This is a genomic window from Bacillus sp. AL-1R, assembly GCF_052180195.1.
Lineage (GTDB): Bacteria > Bacillota > Bacilli > Bacillales > Bacillaceae_G > Gottfriedia.
Window position 1 is genome coordinate 2,880,589 of the sequence record NZ_CP197469.1, and the last position, 20,148, is coordinate 2,900,736.

Annotated in this window: 21 protein-coding genes; all 21 read right to left on the reverse strand. The window is 32.9% G+C overall.

All coding sequences use genetic code 11. From position 1 onward, the window contains the following. Nucleotides 1-116 precede the first annotated feature (116 nt). Nucleotides 117-1,283, reverse strand: coding sequence for a SpoIVB peptidase (gene spoIVB, locus ACSBO6_RS13755; protein ID WP_483295166.1), 1,167 nt, complete (start codon nt 1,281-1,283; stop codon nt 117-119). A 245-nt stretch (nt 1,284-1,528) separates the two neighbouring features. Further along, nucleotides 1,529-3,259: a DNA repair protein RecN gene (recN, locus tag ACSBO6_RS13760; RefSeq protein ID WP_498843508.1), complete on the reverse strand. Its 1,731-nt coding sequence runs from the start codon at nt 3,257-3,259 to the stop codon at nt 1,529-1,531. Nucleotides 3,260-3,291: 32 nt separating this feature from the next. Beyond that, entirely contained in the window at nt 3,292-3,744 is a 453-nt protein-coding gene (ahrC, locus tag ACSBO6_RS13765; protein ID WP_098844844.1) for a transcriptional regulator AhrC/ArgR, read from the reverse strand. Nucleotides 3,745-3,953: 209 nt separating this feature from the next. Beyond that, nucleotides 3,954-4,781: a TlyA family RNA methyltransferase gene (locus ACSBO6_RS13770; protein ID WP_098844847.1), complete on the reverse strand. Its 828-nt coding sequence runs from the start codon at nt 4,779-4,781 to the stop codon at nt 3,954-3,956. Nucleotides 4,782-4,796: 15 nt separating this feature from the next. Next, nucleotides 4,797-6,677, reverse strand: a complete 1,881-nt coding sequence (dxs, locus tag ACSBO6_RS13775; protein WP_098844850.1) for a 1-deoxy-D-xylulose-5-phosphate synthase — start codon at nt 6,675-6,677, stop codon at nt 4,797-4,799. A 351-nt stretch (nt 6,678-7,028) separates the two neighbouring features. After that, complete coding sequence (locus tag ACSBO6_RS13780; RefSeq protein WP_098844853.1) at nt 7,029-7,916, reverse strand: polyprenyl synthetase family protein; 888 nt, start codon at nt 7,914-7,916, stop codon at nt 7,029-7,031. 1 nt (nt 7,917) lies between these two features. Next, on the reverse strand, nt 7,918-8,145 hold the full coding sequence (locus ACSBO6_RS13785) for an exodeoxyribonuclease VII small subunit (protein ID WP_483295164.1): 228 nt from the start codon (nt 8,143-8,145) through the stop codon (nt 7,918-7,920). Further along, a complete protein-coding gene (gene xseA / locus ACSBO6_RS13790; RefSeq protein WP_098844857.1) occupies nt 8,132-9,496 on the reverse strand; it encodes an exodeoxyribonuclease VII large subunit in 1,365 nt (454 codons plus the stop codon). The genes ACSBO6_RS13785 and xseA overlap by 14 nt, the downstream gene beginning before the upstream one ends. Before the next feature lie 36 nt (nt 9,497-9,532). Further along, a complete protein-coding gene (folD, locus tag ACSBO6_RS13795; protein WP_098844860.1) occupies nt 9,533-10,408 on the reverse strand; it encodes a bifunctional methylenetetrahydrofolate dehydrogenase/methenyltetrahydrofolate cyclohydrolase FolD in 876 nt (291 codons plus the stop codon). Between the two features lie 37 nt (nt 10,409-10,445). After that, nucleotides 10,446-10,826 (reverse strand): transcription antitermination factor NusB, encoded by a 381-nt coding sequence (gene nusB, locus ACSBO6_RS13800; protein ID WP_098844862.1) that lies wholly within the window; start codon nt 10,824-10,826, stop codon nt 10,446-10,448. A gap of 370 nt (nt 10,827-11,196) precedes the next feature. Beyond that, nucleotides 11,197-11,769, reverse strand: coding sequence for a GNAT family N-acetyltransferase (locus ACSBO6_RS13805; protein WP_498843509.1), 573 nt, complete (start codon nt 11,767-11,769; stop codon nt 11,197-11,199). Between the two features lie 233 nt (nt 11,770-12,002). Continuing rightward, entirely contained in the window at nt 12,003-13,550 is a 1,548-nt protein-coding gene (locus ACSBO6_RS13810) for an IS1182 family transposase (protein WP_498843510.1), read from the reverse strand. Between the two features lie 136 nt (nt 13,551-13,686). Next, a complete protein-coding gene (locus ACSBO6_RS13815; RefSeq protein ID WP_498843511.1) occupies nt 13,687-14,085 on the reverse strand; it encodes an Asp23/Gls24 family envelope stress response protein in 399 nt (132 codons plus the stop codon). Nucleotides 14,086-14,100: 15 nt separating this feature from the next. Further along, a complete protein-coding gene (gene accC / locus ACSBO6_RS13820) occupies nt 14,101-15,450 on the reverse strand; it encodes an acetyl-CoA carboxylase biotin carboxylase subunit (protein ID WP_098844864.1) in 1,350 nt (449 codons plus the stop codon). Between the two features lie 45 nt (nt 15,451-15,495). Further along, nucleotides 15,496-15,981 (reverse strand): acetyl-CoA carboxylase biotin carboxyl carrier protein, encoded by a 486-nt coding sequence (gene accB / locus ACSBO6_RS13825; protein ID WP_098844865.1) that lies wholly within the window; start codon nt 15,979-15,981, stop codon nt 15,496-15,498. 433 nt (nt 15,982-16,414) lie between these two features. Beyond that, nucleotides 16,415-16,990: a SpoIIIAH-like family protein gene (locus ACSBO6_RS13830; RefSeq protein ID WP_498843512.1), complete on the reverse strand. Its 576-nt coding sequence runs from the start codon at nt 16,988-16,990 to the stop codon at nt 16,415-16,417. Between the two features lie 21 nt (nt 16,991-17,011). Next, on the reverse strand, nt 17,012-17,704 hold the full coding sequence (gene spoIIIAG, locus ACSBO6_RS13835; protein ID WP_098844867.1) for a stage III sporulation protein AG: 693 nt from the start codon (nt 17,702-17,704) through the stop codon (nt 17,012-17,014). A 6-nt stretch (nt 17,705-17,710) separates the two neighbouring features. Continuing rightward, the gene (spoIIIAF, locus tag ACSBO6_RS13840) at nt 17,711-18,328 is read right to left on the reverse strand and encodes a stage III sporulation protein AF (protein ID WP_098844868.1); all 618 of its coding nucleotides are present in this window, start codon (nt 18,326-18,328) and stop codon (nt 17,711-17,713) included. An 8-nt stretch (nt 18,329-18,336) separates the two neighbouring features. Next, nucleotides 18,337-19,506: a stage III sporulation protein AE gene (gene spoIIIAE / locus ACSBO6_RS13845; protein ID WP_098844869.1), complete on the reverse strand. Its 1,170-nt coding sequence runs from the start codon at nt 19,504-19,506 to the stop codon at nt 18,337-18,339. Between the two features lie 21 nt (nt 19,507-19,527). Continuing rightward, complete coding sequence (gene spoIIIAD, locus ACSBO6_RS13850) at nt 19,528-19,917, reverse strand: stage III sporulation protein AD (protein WP_098845068.1); 390 nt, start codon at nt 19,915-19,917, stop codon at nt 19,528-19,530. Nucleotides 19,918-19,943: 26 nt separating this feature from the next. Next, nucleotides 19,944-20,147, reverse strand: a complete 204-nt coding sequence (spoIIIAC, locus tag ACSBO6_RS13855; RefSeq protein WP_088072847.1) for a stage III sporulation protein AC — start codon at nt 20,145-20,147, stop codon at nt 19,944-19,946. Nucleotide 20,148: the final 1 nt, after the last annotated feature.

Below are 20,148 nucleotides of genomic sequence, written 5' to 3' on the forward strand. Positions count from 1 at the left end.
CCTAAGCCCTATTAAGAACCTAAGTAGTAATTTATCCCTATAGGAGCTACGAGAGCTCCTATAATAAAAATAAACATAAAAATACACCTACATATCTGATAGGTGTATTTTAGAAATCAAGAAGCTTTTTTATTTTGATAATCATAAATCGGTACTTTTGCCTCATCAAGCATCCACTCTATATGGACTCCGTATCCACTAGTCGAATCATTTACAAAAACATGTGTAACGGCTCCGATTAATTTTCCATCTTGAATGATTGGTGAGCCGCTCATACCTTGTACAATTCCGCCAGTTTCTTTCAGTAAACGTTTATCAGTAACTTTTAAAATGATTCCTTTTGTGGAAGGAAATTTTTGTTGAATACTACTGACTATTTCTATGTCAAAAGCTTCTACTTTATTATCATGGATTACTGTAAGTATTTTTGCAGGACCCTTTTTCACTTCATTTGATAATGCAATTGGTAATGGTTTAGACATGATCCCATTATCGATTTTATTGTTAACTTTACCAAATATGCCAAAAGGACTATTTGAAGTGATATTACCAATCGTTCCACGATCTAACGCAAAATGCGCTATTTTTTCTCCTGGTGAGCCATCTACACCTTTTTCAATTGCTGTAACTGTTGAATAGACAATATGCCCATCTTCTACTTCAATGGCTTTTCTCGTATCGCTATCAGAGATAACATGTCCTAGGGCCCCATATTTTAATGATTTAGGTTCTATGAATGTCATCGTTCCAATACCAGAGGCTGAATCTCTTATATATAATCCAATTCGATAACTATTGTGACCTTGATCACGAATAGGCTGCAACATTTTTGTATAATATTTACCCTCTCGTTTTACTGTGATTTTTATAGGCTTTCCATACTTTCCTGCTTTTTGAATAAACGGTAATACATCTGACATTTTTTCGATTTGTTTATCATTCATTTTTATAATCATGTCTCCAACTTTAATACCGGCAATTTCACCTGGAGACTTTTGTCCAGAACTTGTATTTACTAAATGATGTCCAACGACTAAGACACCTACTGAATTAAGTTTTACTCCTATTGATTGTCCTCCTGGTATTATTCTTAAACTGTTTAATACTTTTACATCTACCTTTTTACTTGGTAATTCATTCATCCCAAGTGCTACATTAACAATTTCTTGCTGATCTTTCTTTTTTATGGTAGATGAAAATACATTATTTTGATTTATATTAAACACGCCAATACCAACTATAAATAAAAGGAGAAGAATTTTTATTATTCGTTGAACATTTATTTTTTTCACAAGCGAATCACTCTCCTTAGCGCCAAATTTCATTTTTTAATTCGTGGCTATGTAGTTAATGTTAGCTTTGTAAAAGCAAAATATGATTGTAAAAATATGATAGAATCTTTAACGTATAATGTTGTATTAGTATGTTTCATTTAGCATTTTCCAATTACTAATTTATCAATAATTCCCATAAAAAAAAGAGAATATTTAATGTATAGAAAAATCTATCATTAAACATTCTCTTTTGCTCATTGAGATTGGTATTTTGCAGAAGCTGCCTGATCAATCAATTCTTTAGCGTGTTGTATCGTTACATCTGTAATTTCAACTCCAGCGATCATCCTTGCAATTTCATTAATTTTTTGATCATTTCTTAATGGAGTAACAGAAGTTTTCGTTCGATTTCCATCAATTAATTTGGCGATAAATAAATGCGTATCTGCCATAGATGCAACTTGTGGTAAGTGAGTTATACAAAGTACTTGAGAATCGATTGAAACTTTGTGTATTTTTTCTGCGATTGCCTGTGCTACTCTACCACTTACCCCTGTATCAACTTCATCAAATATTATTGAAGTAATCCCTTGATGCTTTGTAAAAATACTCTTTAATGCTAAGAACATCCTTGACAGTTCGCCACCAGAAGCAACCTTTGCTAATGGCTTTAAAGGCTCACCTGGGTTTGTTGAAATATAAAATTCAACAAAATCAAATCCATCTTTTTTAAACTTCACATGCTGATCATCCATTAATGGATCTGATTCTTGACCTTCTTCAACATCAAACATAATTTCAAAGGTTGTTTTATCCATATAAAGTTCTTTTAATTCTTTATGTATATCTGCAGTCAATTTGATGGCTAATTCTTTTCTTTTATTTGAAAGAGCTTTACCTGCATTAATTAGATTGTTTGTTACTTGATCTAAGTCTTTTTGCAACTTCTCTATATGCATATCTTTATGTTGAATAGTATCCAACTCTTGTTCAATATCTTCTGCGTATTTTAAGATATCAGCAACACTGTGGCCATACTTCTTTTTTAACATAGAGATCTCACTTAGACGAGTTTCTATTTCGTTTAATCGATTTGGATCGTATTCCATTTGCTCAATGGAATCACGTAATCGATATGATATATCCTCTAATAAGTAATAGCTGCTACTAATTCCTTCATGCATTTCTTTAATGTCATTATCAATATTCGTTACTGACTCTAAAGAATACATACTCGACCTAACCGAATCTAAACCTGATCCATCTTGCGATAAACTTTGATATGCTTCGACTAAGGATTTATAAATGCGTTCAAAATTTGAAATTTTGAGTCTTTCTTCCATTAATTGATCGTCTTCATTTTCCATCAAATTCGCATTTTGTATTTCTGTTAACTGAAATTGAATTAAATCTAACCTATGAGCCATTTGTTGTTCATTCTCAGTTAATTGTTTTAACTGTTTTTTTAAGTCTGTATAGTTATTAAATATAGTTTGATATTCAGTATACAAAGGAGCAATTGCTTTTTCATCATATTGTTGTAACATCGGTAAATGATATTCTTGATTCATTAAGTCTTGGCTTTCATGTTGCCCATGAATATCAACAAGTAAACCACCAATTTCCTTAAGTATAGAAGTTGTCACTAATTTCCCATTGATACGGCATACACTTTTACCAGATGAAGTAATATCTCTTTTTAAAATGATCATTTCATCTTCAATGTCAAAGCCTAATTCTCTGCATCTAGAATAAATTAGATGATTCTCATTTTCGATATGAAATAAGCCTTCAATTTCAGCTTTTTCAGTATCATATCTTACGAATTCTGCAGATCCACGACCACCAAGTAACAGACCGATAGCGTCAATAATGATCGACTTCCCCGCTCCTGTTTCACCACTTAGTACAGTTAAACCCTTTTCAAATGAAATGGAAACTTCCTCAATGATTGCAAAATTTTTAATGATAATTTCAGATAACAATGAGTTTCTCTCCTCTTTTTAAAACCATTCTCCTATTGAAGCATGTCAATAAATTTTTCTTTTAAATCCTCAGCATCTGCAGGTGTACGACAAATGATTAAGATCGTATCATCACCACAGATTGTACCCATAATTTCATCCCACTCTAAATGATCAATTAATGCACCTACTGCATTCGCATTACCTGGCAAAGTTTTCATTACAATTAGATGACTTGAACTATCAATTTTTATAAATGAATCAATTAAAAGTCTTTTTAGTTTTTGTAATGGATTAAATCTTTGATCTGCAGGTAAGCTATATTTATATCGACCATCAGATAACGGTACTTTTACTAAATGTAGTTCCTTTATATCACGTGAAATTGTTGCTTGGGTTACTTTAAACCCTAAGTCTCGTAGTGCTTGTACTAACTCATCTTGTGTTTCGACTTCATTTTTTGCGATAATTTCTCGTATTTTTATATGACGCTGACCTTTATTCATAATACACCTCTTTGCAAATTCCGACAAATATCTTACTTACAGATTATCTTAACTAATCTACTGGTTATTGTATATATATTTTTAAACGTTTTCATAAAATGTATTTTTTAAACATAATTTTTTCTTTTGTATCCGATTTAACGAATTCTTTAACATTCATTACTAAATTTGAAAAAGGAGAAAAAGGAAACCTATTTGGTTTCCTTTTATTATTTAACCTTCTTTAATTCACTATGTGCCTCATTTACGATTTCCATTGGTGATTGATTTAACTCGCTATTTCCAATTTCTTTTGAACCTTCCCAATGAAGGTGAATTAAAAATTCTATATTACCGTCTCCACCAGTTATAGGAGAAAAAGTTAATGCTTTTATATCATATCCTTGGCGAAGAGCAAAATCGATCATCATTTCAATAACTTGTTCATGCACTTTTGGATCACGTACTATCCCCTTTTTACCAACTTGTTCTCTACCAGCTTCAAATTGGGGTTTAATTAACGCGACTACATCACTTGAAGGTACTAATAATGTTTTTAGGACTGGTAAAATCAAACGTAACGAAATAAAGGATACGTCAATTGAAGCAAATTGAGGTAAACCTTCGACTAAATCTTCAGGTTTAACATAACGAAAATTCGTTCGTTCCATTACAATAACACGTTCATCTTGCCTTAATTTCCAAGCAAGTTGATTGTAGCCAACATCAAGTGCATATGATTTTTTTGCACCATTTTGGAGGGCACAATCCGTAAATCCCCCTGTTGAAGAGCCAATATCAATCATAATTTTATCTTTAACTGATAAATCGAATGTATTTATAGCTTTTTCTAATTTGTACCCTCCACGGCTCACATAAGGCATAACTTCACCTTTGATTTGTAATGGAAGTTCAATATCTATTTTTTCTCCAGGCTTATCTAATCTTTGTTCGTTTGTATAGACTAGTCCTGCCATAATTGCTCGTTTAGCTTTTTCTCGTGTTTCAATTAAACCACGATCTACTAAAAGTACGTCTACTCGTTCCTTTTTTGCCATTTAAATGTCATCCTCTTATTTATTACAAACCATTTCACGTATTTTCTTAACCGATTCATCTTTTGTTAAATGAATTTCATCAAGTAATTTATCTACATCACCGTGTTCAACAAATAAATCCGGTATACCTATACGTTCTACGCGGACGTTTTGAAAATTATTTGAACTTGCAAATTCTAAAACAGCACTTCCAAAACCACCTTGTAATACTGCTTCTTCAATCGTTAAAATCGGCTTTTTGTCCTTAAAGATATCATTTAACATTGCAGTATCCATCGGTTTAATAAATCTGGCGTTTACTACTTTAACAGAGATATTTTCCTTCTCTAACTCATCGGCTGCATCTAGTGCCATTTTTATTGTCGTACCAAAAGTTAAGATAACTGCATCAGTACCTTCTTTTAATACTTCCCATGACCCAATTGGGATTTCTTTTAATTGATCATCCATTGATACCCCTATACCATTGCCTCTTGGGAAACGCAATGCAATTGGACCATCATCGTATCGAATTGCTGTGTTTACCATATGTTGACCTTCATTTTCATCTTTAGGCATCATTAATACTAAGTTTGGTATGTGTCGTAGGAAGGCAATATCAAAGACACCTTGATGAGTTTCCCCATCGGCACCTACTAATCCCGCACGGTCGATTCCAATGAATACATTTAAATTTTGTCTACAAATATCATGTAATACTTGGTCGTATGCTCTTTGAAGGAATGTGGAATAAATTGCTAAAAACGGCTTCATTCCTTGTGTTGCTAAACCAGCTGCTACAGTTGCGGCGTGTTGCTCTGCAATACCGACATCAAAAATTCTGTCAGGTAATTGAGCTTGGAAATTTTCCAATTTTGAACCTACTGGCATAGCAGGAGTAATCGCTACGATTCGCTCATCTTTTAATGCTAACTTTAATACAGTATCACTAACAAGTTTACTCCATGCTGGTGGTGCCTTATCCGGCTTTATTAACTTCCCAGATTCAACTTTATAAGGACCTGTGCCATGCCAAGTTCCAATATCATCACTTTCTGCTGGCTTATATCCTTTTCCTTTTTTCGTTAGTACATGGACTAGAACTGGACCTTTTGTTTTCTTAGCATATTCAAGTGATTCAAATAAATCTTCAAAATTATGCCCATCAACTGGTCCAAAATAAGTGAATCCCATTTCCTCAAAAAACATTCCTTGTGTGACTAAGTATTTTAGGCTATCTTTTAATTTTTTTGATGTACTTGAAAGTTTATCTCCGATTCCAGGTATTTTTTTGATCACACCTTCAAGTTCACCTTTTGCCCAACGGTATTTCCCAGTTGTTCTCAGTCTACCTAAAATGCTATGTAAAGCACCAACGTTCGGAGCTATAGACATTTCATTATCATTTAAAATAACGATGACATCTTTTTGTTCATGTCCAATATGATTCATTGCTTCAAGAGCCATCCCACCAGTTAATGCACCATCCCCGATAATCGGAACAATGTATTCACCAGTTTTCTTTATATCTCTAGCAATAGCCATCCCCATTGCAGCAGATAGTGAAGTCGAGCTGTGTCCAGTTTCCCATACATCATGCTCACTTTCATTTCGCTTAGGAAAGCCACATAAACCTTTAAACTGTCTTAGTGTAGTAAATTCTTTTGCTCGACCAGTTAAAATTTTATGAACATATGATTGATGTCCTACATCCCATAAAAATTTGTCTTTAGGCGAATCAAAGACTTTATGTAATGCAATCGTTAATTCAACAACACCTAAATTTGGCGCAATATGACCACCTGTCTCAGAGAGCTGTTGAATTAGAAATTTACGAATTTCTTCACTTAATACTTCTAATTCACCGTTCGTTTTATTTTTTAAAAAGCTCGGATTTTCAATTGTCGTAAGATCCATCTTGGATCACTCACCTTCCTAGATGTTAAATCTATATAAATAATTCATTATTATGTAATTTTATCTATAAAATGATTTTACCATACTTGTAGTTAAACGCTAGTTCCTTAAATAACTAACTCTTAACACCATGTATCATAATACCATTTTTATTAAAATCTGTTTAATGTTTTTTATTTTTATAAAACAAAATTATTTCTAATAATGTAAAGAAAGCCGCTAGCACATATGTGTTAACGGCCTACATTTCTGTATATTTTATTAACAACATTAACGATTATAAAGTAGTTACATTATACATAAATGAATAAAGCTATTCAAATGACATGTATAAAATGACATAATCAAAGTTTAAAAAGTGCGATTTTCAACAAAATCACAAATTGAGATTAAGTAGTCATCTTTAATCCCACATGCTCTTATATGTTGTTTAGCTTCAGTAATAAATGTATGAAGTCTTTCTTTAGCACCCTCGACGGAATATAGTTTTACATAAGTAGTTTTATCATTTTCTATATCACTACCAACCGGTTTACCTAATACTTCTTCATCACCTATTACGTCTAAAATATCATCTTGTATTTGAAATGCGATACCAAGTTTATAAGCAAATTGCGTTAGATGAGATAATTGTTCGGCTGTTGCTTTTGAAATAATTGCACCTGCAATTACTGGATACATTAGCATTTTACCGGTTTTCCTTTCATGGATTGATTGCAACTCTTCTCCAGAAAGCTCTTTACTTTCACCTTCCATATCAGCTACCTGACCGGCAACCATACCTTCAGGACCCGCAGCAATCGCTAATTCACTAATTAATTGTAGTTTCACTTGATCAGAAACACGACAATCATTCATTTCCGTAATTAATTTAAATGCGTAAGTCAATAATCCATCACCTGCTAGTACCGCAAGATCTTCTCCAAATACTTTATGATTTGTCGGTTTTCCTCTTCGAAAATCATCATCATCCATACATGGTAAATCATCATGAATTAATGAATAAGTATGAATCATTTCTAAAGCACATGCAGGTTTAATCCCAATTAATGGGTCATTACCAAATGCGTCTAGCGTTGCGAAAAGTAAAAGAGGTCTAATTCTTTTACCTCCACCTTGCAATGAATAGGACATAGATTCTTTTAATTTTTCTGGTGCTTTTAATCTTTCAACCGATTTCAACATTTCATCATTTACTATTCTACTGGAATACTCCATAAAATCTTTGAAAGTGTTCATATTAATCCTCCTCAACAGTAAAAGGAGTTTGTTCACCCTGTTCATTTAAAATAGAAGTCATTTGTTTTTCAACTTTTGTAAGCTTCTCTTGACAAATTTGAGATAGTTTTATACCTTCTTGAAAATATTCGATCGCTTTTTCAAGAGGTACGTCACCTTGCTCTAATTTTTGGACGATCATTTCAATTTCTTTAATTGCTTCTTCAAAAGAACGCTCATTTTGTGACAATTGATTCACTCTCCTTTACTTCAAGCACTGTACAATTTAATTTCCCATCGGTCATTTGTAATTGGAATCGGTCTCCACTTTTTGCCTGTTTAACCGATTTCATCAATTCTTTATCATTTTTATATGCTAATGAATAACCTCTGGCCATAACTTTTAATGGACTAAGAGCATCAAGTGTATGAATTATTCTTTCCATTTCAAATTTCTTTTGGGTAATTAGTCGATTAAATTCTTTTTGTAATGCCATATGTAATTGCTCGTGCTTTTGCTTTTCAAGCTGAACTCGATTACTTGGATGATGAATAAGCAGTGATGAATTTAGTTCTTTAAGCTTATTTATTTTCGTCTTAACAATTTCATTTATAGAAGTATGTAAGCGCTCATTAATCCGGTCAAATTGCTCTTGTTTTGGATGAAATAATGAATTTGGATATCTAAAAACATATGCATCTTGAACAGCCTTTAATTGCGCTTGTTTTCGTTCAACAATCATATCCATCGCTTTATTAAGTCTTGATTTTCGAACTGTAAATTGCTCTAGTATTTCTCTTTGACTTAATGAAACTAATTCTGCTGCAGCTGTTGGTGTAGGTGCCCTTAGATCAGCGACATAATCAGCAATTGTCGTATCCGTCTCATGACCCACTGCGGAAATGATTGGGATTTTTGATTCAAAGATCGCTCGCGCTACTATTTCTTCATTAAAGGCCCAGAGTTCCTCAATTGACCCTCCACCTCGTCCAACTATTAACACATCAATTTCTTTCATTTTACCCGCTGTTTCAATTGATTTTACAATCGACGCTTTCGCTCCTTCACCCTGTACAAGTGTCGGAATTACAACTATTTTTCCAATTGGATATCTTCGTTGAATCGTTGTAATAATATCTCGGACAGCAGCACCCGTTGGTGAAGTAACAACCCCGATTACACTAGGAAAAGAAGGAATCTTTTTCTTAAATTTCTGATCAAAGAGTCCTTCTTCTAATAGTTTTTTCTTCAATTGTTCATAAGCTACAAAGAGACCGCCAACCCCATCGGGCTGCATGTCTCTTATGTAGATTTGATAGCTACCAGATCCTGGGTATACATTTATCTCACCTTGTACAATAACCTGCATACCATCGGTTGGTTGAAATGCGATATTTGCATTATAAGATTGAAACATGACAGCTGCAATTCTAGCACCATCATCTTTTAAGGTAAAATAATAATGACCGCTAGATGAATGACGTTTAAAATTTGAGATTTCTCCACGGAGAAGTATATTTTGCAAATTACGATCCGCTTGAAATTTTGCTTTTAAATATTTAGTTAATGCTGTAACAGTAACTGGTAGCTTTTCCGTCATGCATAGCCCTTCTTTCATTCATACAAAGCAAAAAGATTAAAGTTTCGTACTCAAATTTAATTTACTATCAATTTGAGAAGCTGCTTTTAACGTATTATGAAGTAGCATTGTAATTGTCATTGGACCTACTCCACCTGGTACAGGAGTGATATAACCCGCAACATTTTTTACATCTTCAAAATTTACGTCTCCGCATAATTTGCCATTTTCGTCTCTATTCATACCGACGTCAATGACAATTGCTCCCTCTTTAACATAATCAGCTGTAATTAATTTTGCTACACCAATAGCAACAATTAATATATCAGCTTGCTTTGTAATATTTTTTAGATTAGTTGTACGTGAATGTGTATAAGTAACCGTTGCATTTTCGTTTAAGAATAGTTGTCCAACTGGTTTCCCTACAATATTACTACGTCCAATAACAACGACATGTTTTCCACTAATCGGAATATTAGTATTTTCTATTAATTTTAATATACCAAAAGGAGTACAAGGTAGTAATGAATCTTGATTTGTCATCATTCTTCCAATATTAATTGGATGAAATCCATCAACATCCTTTAATGGCGAAATTGTTTCAATTACTTTCTTTTCTGAGATATGAGCAGGTAATGGCAACTGAACTAAGATACCATGAATTGACTGATCATCGTTTAATTTGTTTACAACGGATAATAACTCATCTTCAGTAACTGTTTCAGGTAATTCAATTACTTCAGAATACATTCCTAATTCATTACATGCTTTATGCTTTGAATTCACATATGTTCTTGAAGCAGAATTATTTCCAACTAAAACAACTGCTAAACCTGGTGTAACACCTTGTTCTTTTAATTCTGAAACACCAATCTTTAACTCCTCACGAATTGATACTGAAACTTCTTTACCATTAATTAATGTTGCTACCATTTTAGTTTCCCCCTATGCATATAAACAATCTATCTATTTAGAATTTTGATAATACCGCATTGATAAATTTACTAGAATCATCATCACCGTAAACTTTAGCAATCTCAATCGCTTCATTGATTGCTACACTTTTCGGAACATCCTCTAGGTAATTAATTTCCACTAGAGCGATTCTAAGGATATTACGATCAACAGTGCCTAAACGATCAATCGTCCAGCTTTCGATATTTGAAGCTAATTGTTCGTCAATTACTTCTTTATGACTAACAAAATTTGTTACAATTGCCTCTAAAAATGCATCTTGTTTTTCTTCTGCTTCTTCTAATACATGCTTTAATGCATCTGAAGCATTCGCTTCACTTAAATCCATTTGGAATAATGTTTGTAATGCAAGTTCCCTTGCTTTTCTACGTTTCATCAAAATAATAAACTCCTTTAAGCTAAATTCATCATTCGTTGCATAGGTAATAACGAATTTTTTGTATAGTAACACGTTATTTTACCATTTTTTTTAATAAGTTCCAACGACTGTCTTTATTAACTCTTATTTTTATTATTATTAACGTTTCTAAGCAAACTCAATACTTTAAACTCTTTTCTACATTTTAACTTAAAATCGAAGAAAATAACAGAAGAATGTTTGTGTTTTTTAAAAAAATATTCATTTTTAGTACTATAAAACAATATTTACATACCAAAACACGAACATTAGAACCAAAAGTATAAATAGAATGGGATTAATGGGATGATAAAAGATTTTTAAGAAGTAAAAAAATTAATAAGTACGATTAGATTTTAACGTCTTTTCTATACAACTTGCTCTCTGCCCATTCATGTTCTAGTATGCTATATAAATACGTGTCTCTCCAGCCGTCTCTTAATAATAAATCTTCACGCATTTTACCTTCTAGAGTTAATCCACATTTTTCAAGTACTTTTGCTGATGCAATGTTTCTAACATCACATGTTGCAAATATACGATGAAGCTTAAATTTATTAAATCCAAATGAAATTATTTCTTTCGTAACTTCACTCGCAAATCCCATGCCCAAATAGTTCGGATGAACGATATATCCTATTTCACCTATTTGATTTATTTCATCCCTAATATTAAACTCGATCGATCCGATTAATTCACCCGATTTATTTTCTATTATTGCAAATGCAAATCTAGTCCTATTTATTTGTTTCATATCTTTTAGGATGTTTTGAATAAATTCCTTAGTCTCATTTTCAGTATTCGGTCCCCATGGTTGAAATTGACATACAACTAATTGCGATGCATATTTATGTACTTGTTGCCAATCGCTTTCAACAAATTCGCTTAAGTTTGTTCTATTAGTCCTCAAAATTATGTTCATAAAATCACCTATTTCTTTTTAAATAAATTTTAACATATTTCGAAATATTTAATCAGTTAGTAAGACTAGTCCTAAATGGTCCTTACTTCCTTATCTAGCAAACAAAAAAAGAAGCTGTCTCAAAAGGTCATTGAATGACGACATTTTGAGGCAGTTTTTTTCATTTCATCATTTTTTGAGGGTTTTTTATAAAATTGGAGATTTTAGGAGAGGAATTTCCTTTTATTATTTTGTTATTTTTTCAGTTTTTTGGAAGTGGATTCCCATTTTTTTAGATTATGGGCAACACAAATTAGACCCCAGTCCGTGGTATTTTTGGACAGGCCTTTCATTGTAAATCGTTTATACCCTTGATTATGTTTTATTTGGCCAAAGACAGGTTCTACATCAATTTTTCTTTTTCGATATTTTTGATCCCCTTCTTCAGTCGATAGTCTTTTCCGTATGTCTTTTCGTTGGATCTGATTTTTGATGGAGACTTGGATCGTTTTCATTTCTTTTCCTTTGGCACAGGTGCTTTGGAACGGGCAGTTAGGGCATTCTACGCATTGATACGTTCGTTTAATGGATTCATAACCGTTATCTGTTTTCTTTTTACTTTCATATTGGAAAACTAGTCGTTTATCATTTACACAAATCCATTCATCTAATTCCTCATCATAAGTCATATTTTCAGCACGACCAATTTGTTTTTTCCATGCCTTAGTTTGTTCCTTATCGAATGTGTTGTATTTAATAAAAGCCTCTATTTCTTTTTCCTCACAATGAGCGTAATTTTCTTCACTCCCATAACCAGAGTCGGCAATGATCGAATTTGGTTTTGGACGATTGTACTTTTCCAATAGATCTAAATGAGGGATGAGGCAGCCTGGATCACCTGCGCGTTGGTGAAGACTAAAGCCAACAATAAATTGATTTTCCGTTCCAATTTGTACATTATATCCTGCTTTTAACTGACCATTTTTCATATGATCTTCTTTCATTCGCATAAAAGTTGCATCGGGATCGGTCTTGGAATAACTGTTACGATTTTGAAATGTTGCCTTTTGTTTCTCATATTTTAGTTTTCTTGGTAGTAAATCTTTCTCCAACTGACGCTTTGCTTTCTTTATCGCCTTATTTTTAGGATCTTTTTCTAGTCTTTTCTCTAACTTTTTCACGGTATCAGCGATTTTTTCGGACGTAATTGGTGATTCCTCTAATTTCGCTTCAATGTCTGTTTCTTGTTCTAAATCTTCATCTTCTTGGATCACTTTTTCAATTCCTAACACAATCTGTTGGAATTTTTCATCGAGTTTTTGATCATATTTTTCCGTGGATTTACGCCAAACGAAAGTGTATTTATTGGCATTTGCCTCAATTTTGGTACCATCAAGAAAATAGTCCTCAAGTTTTACAAGACCCTCTGCTCGAAGAAGATCGACAATTGAAAAGAACGTTTCATAAATTACGTCTTTCATTCGATCGCTTCGAAAACGGTTAATTGTACGGAAATCAGGTTGTTGTTCGCCCGAAAGCCACATAAAAACAATATTCTCTTTCAGTTGTTTCGCAATTTGTCTAGAGGAATACATACGGTTTGAATAAGCATAAAGGATAACTTTTAACATCATTTTTGGATGATAGGGCGGACGGCCACCACCTGTGTGAAAAGAAGAAAAAATAGTAGGATCCATTTTATCGACTGCAGTGTCAATTAAACGGGCAAGGTGATTAGTAGGAATTAATACCTCAATGTCCATTGGAAGAGTTAGTTGATTCATGTTATACTGTTTATACATAAGAAAATCGTTCCTTTCAGGTTGTTGGTTGTGGTGACTCAATTATACCAAAAAGAACGATTTTCTTATTTTTTTATGCTCAAAAAAGGGATGCCCCAAAAAGTTTATATTTTTGGGACATCCTCTTTTTATAATATTAAAGTTCAATTGGAGCTTCTTGATCAGGTTTCGTATCGAATTGAACTCCTACTATATGAACATTTACTTCAGATAATTCAAGACCTGTCATCGTTAACAATGCTTGACGAATATTGTCTTGTACATTACCTGCTACAGTTGGGATTGACTTACCAAATTTAACTAGAATGTATACATCGATTGTAATTCGATCGTCTGTTAAATCAACTCGGACACCTTTACCGTGATATTTCTTTCCGATAATTTCAGAAATACCAGATGCTAGGTTTCCACGCATACTTGAAACACCATCAACTTCAGCAGCTGCAATACCAGCAATTACTTCGATTACTTCAGGTGCGATTTCTACTCGACCTAATGTCGCAGTACCCATTTCTAAAATTTGATTTTCGTTCATACAGATCCCTCCACTTTATCCTTTAACAAGCGCATGCTCCTCAAGGAATTTAGTATTATACTTCCCTTTTACGAAGATTTCATTTTGCAATAAATTTAAATGGAATGGAATTGTTGTGTAAATTCCTTCTACCACAAATTCCTCAAGTGCTCTTATCATTATAGCAATTGCTTCTTCTCTTGTCTTGCCATGTACGATAACTTTCGCAATCATAGAATCATAATATGGCGGAATTGTGTATCCACTATATACAGCAGAATCAACACGAACATTCGGACCACCTGGTGGTAAATACGAAATGATTTTACCAGGAGAAGGCATAAAGTTTTTATCTGGATTTTCTGCATTAATACGACATTCAATTGACCATCCTTTTAAAGATACGTCTGATTGAGTAATTTTTAACGGATGACCTTTAGCAATTAATAATTGTTGCTTAATAAGATCAATACCAGAAATATATTCAGTGACAGGATGTTCAACTTGAATACGCGTATTCATCTCCATAAAGTAGAAGTTTTTAGTCTGTGGTTCATAAATAAACTCTACAGTACCTGCACCCCAGTAATTAACTGCTTCAGCTGCACGAACAGCTGCTTGACCCATTTTTTGACGAGTTTCTTCGTCTAATACAGGTGATGGAGCTTCTTCTACTAATTTTTGAAGACGTCGTTGAATTGTGCAATCACGTTCTCCAAGATGAATCGTATTACCATGTTCATCTGCTAATACTTGAATTTCAACATGTCGAAAATCTGTTATATATCGTTCAAGATACACACCCGGATTACCGAAAGCTGTTTGAGCTTCTTGTTGAGTAATTTGTATACCTTTTACAAGTTCGTTTTCATCTTTTGCTACACGGATTCCTTTACCTCCGCCACCAGCTGTAGCTTTTATAATAACTGGATAGCCGATTTCTGCAGCAATTTTTTTACCATCTTCTACACTTTCAATAATACCTTGTGAACCAGGCACTACAGGTACTCCTGCTTCTTTCATTGTTTCTCGAGCAACGTCTTTTGTACCCATTTTAGAAATAGAATCAGCCGTTGGTCCAATGAATTTCACATTGCACTCTGTACATAATTCTGCAAAACTAGCATTTTCTGATAAGAAACCATAACCAGGATGGATTCCGTCACAACCAGTTAATTTGGCGATACTAATGATATTTGTCATATTTAAATAACTGTCTTTTGATAATTTAGGACCGACACAATATGCTTCATCAGCCATTTGAACATGTAATGCTTCTTTATCTCCTTCAGAGTAAATAGCAACTGTTTCAATATTTAATTCTTTACATGCTCTAATAATTCGAATGGCGATTTCGCCTCGATTCGCTATTAAAACCTTTTTCATTTCTTCACCTTCTCTAGTAAAGTACTGTTAATTTTTTATAGTGATTTAGGCCTTTACCAAGAATAAAGGTTGACCGTATTCTACTAATTGACCATTTTTAGCAAGTACTTCAACGATTTCGCCTTCAACTTCAGCTTCAATTTCATTAAAAAGCTTCATTGCTTCAACGATACAAACGATTGAATCATTTTTAATACGATCGCCAACTGTTACGTATTCTTTTGCATCAGGAGATGGAGATGCATAGAAAGTACCTACCATTGGTGATGTAATCTTATGTAAGTTACTTGTATCTTCTTTTTCCACTACAGGTGCAGCAACTTCTTGTGCAACTGGTTTTTCTAAAGTAGCAACTGGTGCAGATGTCACAACAGGAGCTACCTCTTGATGTACAACTGGTGCAGATGTCACAACAGTTGGTTGACCACCTTTTTTAATTTTAACAATAGCACCATTATCCTCTAATTCGAATTCATTTATTGTTGATTGATCGATTAACTTAATTAGTTCTCTAATTTCATGAATTTTCATTCTGTTCACCCCTTAAGACATATAGTCTAATCTTATAACCTAATACTAAACTTTTCAACAAATTATTTTAACCAAGGAATTTCCTAATTATTTTTAGCTATTTTTCAAGGAATATTTATAGATTATTCCTTACCAAAAATAATTCAATATAAACTATTATAACAGGGAAATACTAAGACAGAAAGTACATAGGAATTACGAATAATCCTAAAATTCATAATAAATATTAATAAGCTTATTAAAATAAATGAAGAGCCATATAGAATGCTCCACTAAGCAAGAGGCGATTTAAACAGCCGGCAACCTCTTAGTTTTGGGCTAATACATACATAATGTTTTCCTTACACGTACTTTTATTTTGTCTAACGAAAGCTTGCTTTTTTTAGCAAAATAATAGCCAGTAGAATAACTTCTACTGGCTTAGTTCATAAAATTATTTAACTTGGAATTTTACAACTACTAGTTTTTCACCTAAGACACTTCTTGTCATTTGAATAATGTCATTGGCTGCTTTTCTACTTGGTTTTGCTGATGTTACATCTACTTTTACTTCATCTTTGTCAGAACGAACTAGCGCATCTTTATACCCAGCTTCTTTTATCATAGCTTCTACGTCTGATTCTAATGCAGTTAATTTTTGAAGTTCATTCATGTTAGTAAATGCTTCACTCTTTTCTTGAGCTGATGCAGTTGCAGAGTCAACAGTAGCTTTATACTCATCGATTAATTGACTTCTTTGATCTTCTTGTTCCATGCGTTGTTTTAAGAATACTTCACTAGTAGAATTTTCTTGAGAAGTAGTTTCTTTATCATTATGTTTTGAAGTAGCTGTATTAGCATCTGTTTTCTTCGTATCTTTAGGCGTTGAATCTAATGAATCAGTATTTGTATTCGTATTCATGTTCATAAAACTTGTTGTTTTTAAATTATCAGGTGTCGTAACATAATAAACTGATAATACTACTACTAAACTTAACATTGTTAATAACCAAATTGTTTGTTTTTTCATTTAACTTTTACCTTCTTCCTCTTATTTTTTTGGTTGTACAGAGACACGATAGCTTGGTACATCAAGTAATCGTGTAACGGCTTCTCTAATCATTTGTTTAATTTCTAGATTTTGTGCACCTTTAGCTACAATTAAGACTCCTCTAATCCTTGGCATTTCAGTCTCAACTATTACTGGCTCTTGTTTATCTCCGTTATCAATAATGACTACTTGCTCTTCTTGAGATTGATCATCAATATTTCGTGTTCCACCTTGTTTATCAGTTTCATTCGTTTCTTGAGTTCGATTTGTTTTGTTCGTTTGATAGACTTTCCTTCCACTACTTTCAAGATTTATTTCTACTTTTACATTACTTACACCAGCCATATTATTTAATGTTTCTGTAAGCTGCTGCTCGTATTTTTTTTCAATTTCTTCTATTTTGTTCGATGAGGATTTTCCACCACCACTTCCAAGAGTCTCAACAGCTTGTTCATTATTTTTTGGTGATCCACTCGTTTCTGTCGAAATAGGTGAAAGCATTGAATTCGTTTTTTGATTTGTATTAGCAAAAAGACTGCTTGCAATCATCCAACAAATCCCGAGTCCCAGTAAAGCAAGTACATATTTTCTCGTCAGTTTAAATGGACTTTTTTCTTTGTCAGAAGAGGTATTATCATCGCTATTTCCTTTTAGAAAGTCTGCTAATTTTATTGGTGGAATCTTTTTTTTCATTTGTCATTACTCCCCTCCTTCCATTTTGACTTCGATTTGCTTGTCCTCAAGCTCCCATTTATTTGCTAAAAAAGTTTGTAACTCTTGATGTTTAATTTTTTCATCGTCTGTCTGGACTGGCTGATCAGTATTAATTGATACTTCTTGAACAGGTTCTACATTGCTTGTCTCATCTTTTTTAGGGCCTACGTAAACGATTACTTTAGATAGATCTTGAGCTGTTTTTACTGTATTAACTCCATCTTTTACTTGTAAATCCACATTTGTAATGACCTGTTCAAATTCTTTCGTAAAGCTTTTTTCAACGTCCTTTTTCATTTGGACAGCCATTTGTTTTAATATATATGCACGCTCTGCTTCTTGTATTTCATTTTTCTTATTATTTATTTCATTTTTTATTTCACCATTAGCTACATACGTTTCAGACTGGTACCCAGCAAGCACTTCTTTTATATTTACTCTGAATAATTGAAATATAGGTTGAAGCATCATGACAATTAATAATAGACTCGCTACAAATCGCACATATTTTGCTAAGCCGTTATTTGGAATTAACATCATAATGACGGTTGCAACTAGTATATAGACGATAATATTTGAAACCCAGTGTATAAAGAATTCCATTTTTTCACCTACCTAAACATGACGACAATGTTACCTGCCGCTATTATTAAAGTCATACTCAAGAAAAACATTAGTGAAACAATTGCTAAACAAACAAATAAATAAGTTACACTTTTACCGATCGTATCAATCGTGCTTATGATATTTTTACTTCCAACAGGTTGTAAAATCGCTGCTGAGAATTTATAAATTAAAGCTAAAATTAATATTTTAATAGCTGGGAAAACAACGATTGCTAACAATGTAACTAATCCTACGATCCCAACTGTATTTTTTAATAGCAAAGAAGCACTAATGACTGTATCAGTTACATCTGCAAAAACTTTACCAACAACCGGAACAAAATTACTTGTTACAAATTTAGCTGTTTTTACTGCTATCCCATCCGATACTGCAGTCGTCAAACCTTGTACACTTAATACCCCTAAAAAAATAGTTAAAAAGATTCCTAGTACCCCTACCGCAACATTCCTTATTAAAGAAGCTAATTTCGTTACCTTTAACTCATCATTTATAATGCTTACAATACTTAAAATTGTAGATACAAGAATTAAGGGTAATACAAAATAGGTTACTAGTAATCCACTTGTATGCATTAAAAATATTAAGATTGGATGGAAAACGCCAACTGATATCACACCACCTGATGTCGCAATTAAAGCTAGTAAAATCGGTATTAATGCTCGTAAAAAATCAATCATAACTGTAATGGCATCTTGTGTAGCCTGAGTGGCAATATAAAAACTATTTAATGCAAACACGACTAATACTAGAAAAACAACACTATCCGCAATTTTACTGACGGTACTCTTCTCAAATGCATTTTGTAATGATTGGAGTAAAGAACTAAAAATAACTAACATAATTAAGATCCCTAATATTTTTCCATTACTTAATAACTCAAAAAATATATATTTAGCAAATGCTATAAACCATTCTTGCAATGAAAATTTCTTTTCTCCCTTAATAAATTGGATAAAGTCCCCTTTTTGACTTTCTGGTAAAAAACCACCATATTGATGAACAACTTCATCCCAATACTTTTGAACTTCGTCGATCCCTAACTTTTGTATTTGTTCATTTACGATTTCAGCAGGTGGAGGAGCAGCTTGTACAATTCTTGGTACTAAAAAAAAGAGAGTAAAGAAAAGAAGAAATACTTTCATCCTTTTTGACATAATGTCCTCCCTTCCTTACATCTAAGAAATTTTTGGTAAAAAACTTAAAATTGTTTCAATTAAAGCTGTTAAAATCGGTACTGCAAGAACCAAAATTAATACTTTTCCCCCTAATTCAATCTTAGAGGCAATTGCACCTTGGCCTGCATCTTTCGTAATTTGAACGCCAAATTCAGCTATGTATGCGATGCCAATTATTTTTAATAAAGTTTCAACATACACATTTTTAATACTCGCCTGATTTGCTAGTTTTTGAATTTGATCTAATAAGAATTGCACTTTATCTAATAAAAATAAAAATAATACGCAGCTAATAAAAATTGTTATTGCTAAAGTAAAATTATTCATTTTAAATTGATTTAATAGAAGAATGACAAATGTAGCTGCTAACCCAATGCCAACAATTTGGATGATTTCCAACGACTCTCACCCCTAATCTAATGAAATAGAAATACATCCCTAACTTTATTAAATAGATCACCAGCTTTCGTGATAACTTGTAGAAATACGATAATGAATGCAGTAATAATTGTCCATGTAGCAAACTCTTCTTGCCCAGCTTTTTTTAAGACCGCATGGATAATGGCAGCAATTACCCCAATCCCAGCTATTTGAAACATCAGTGCATAATTTGTAATCAAT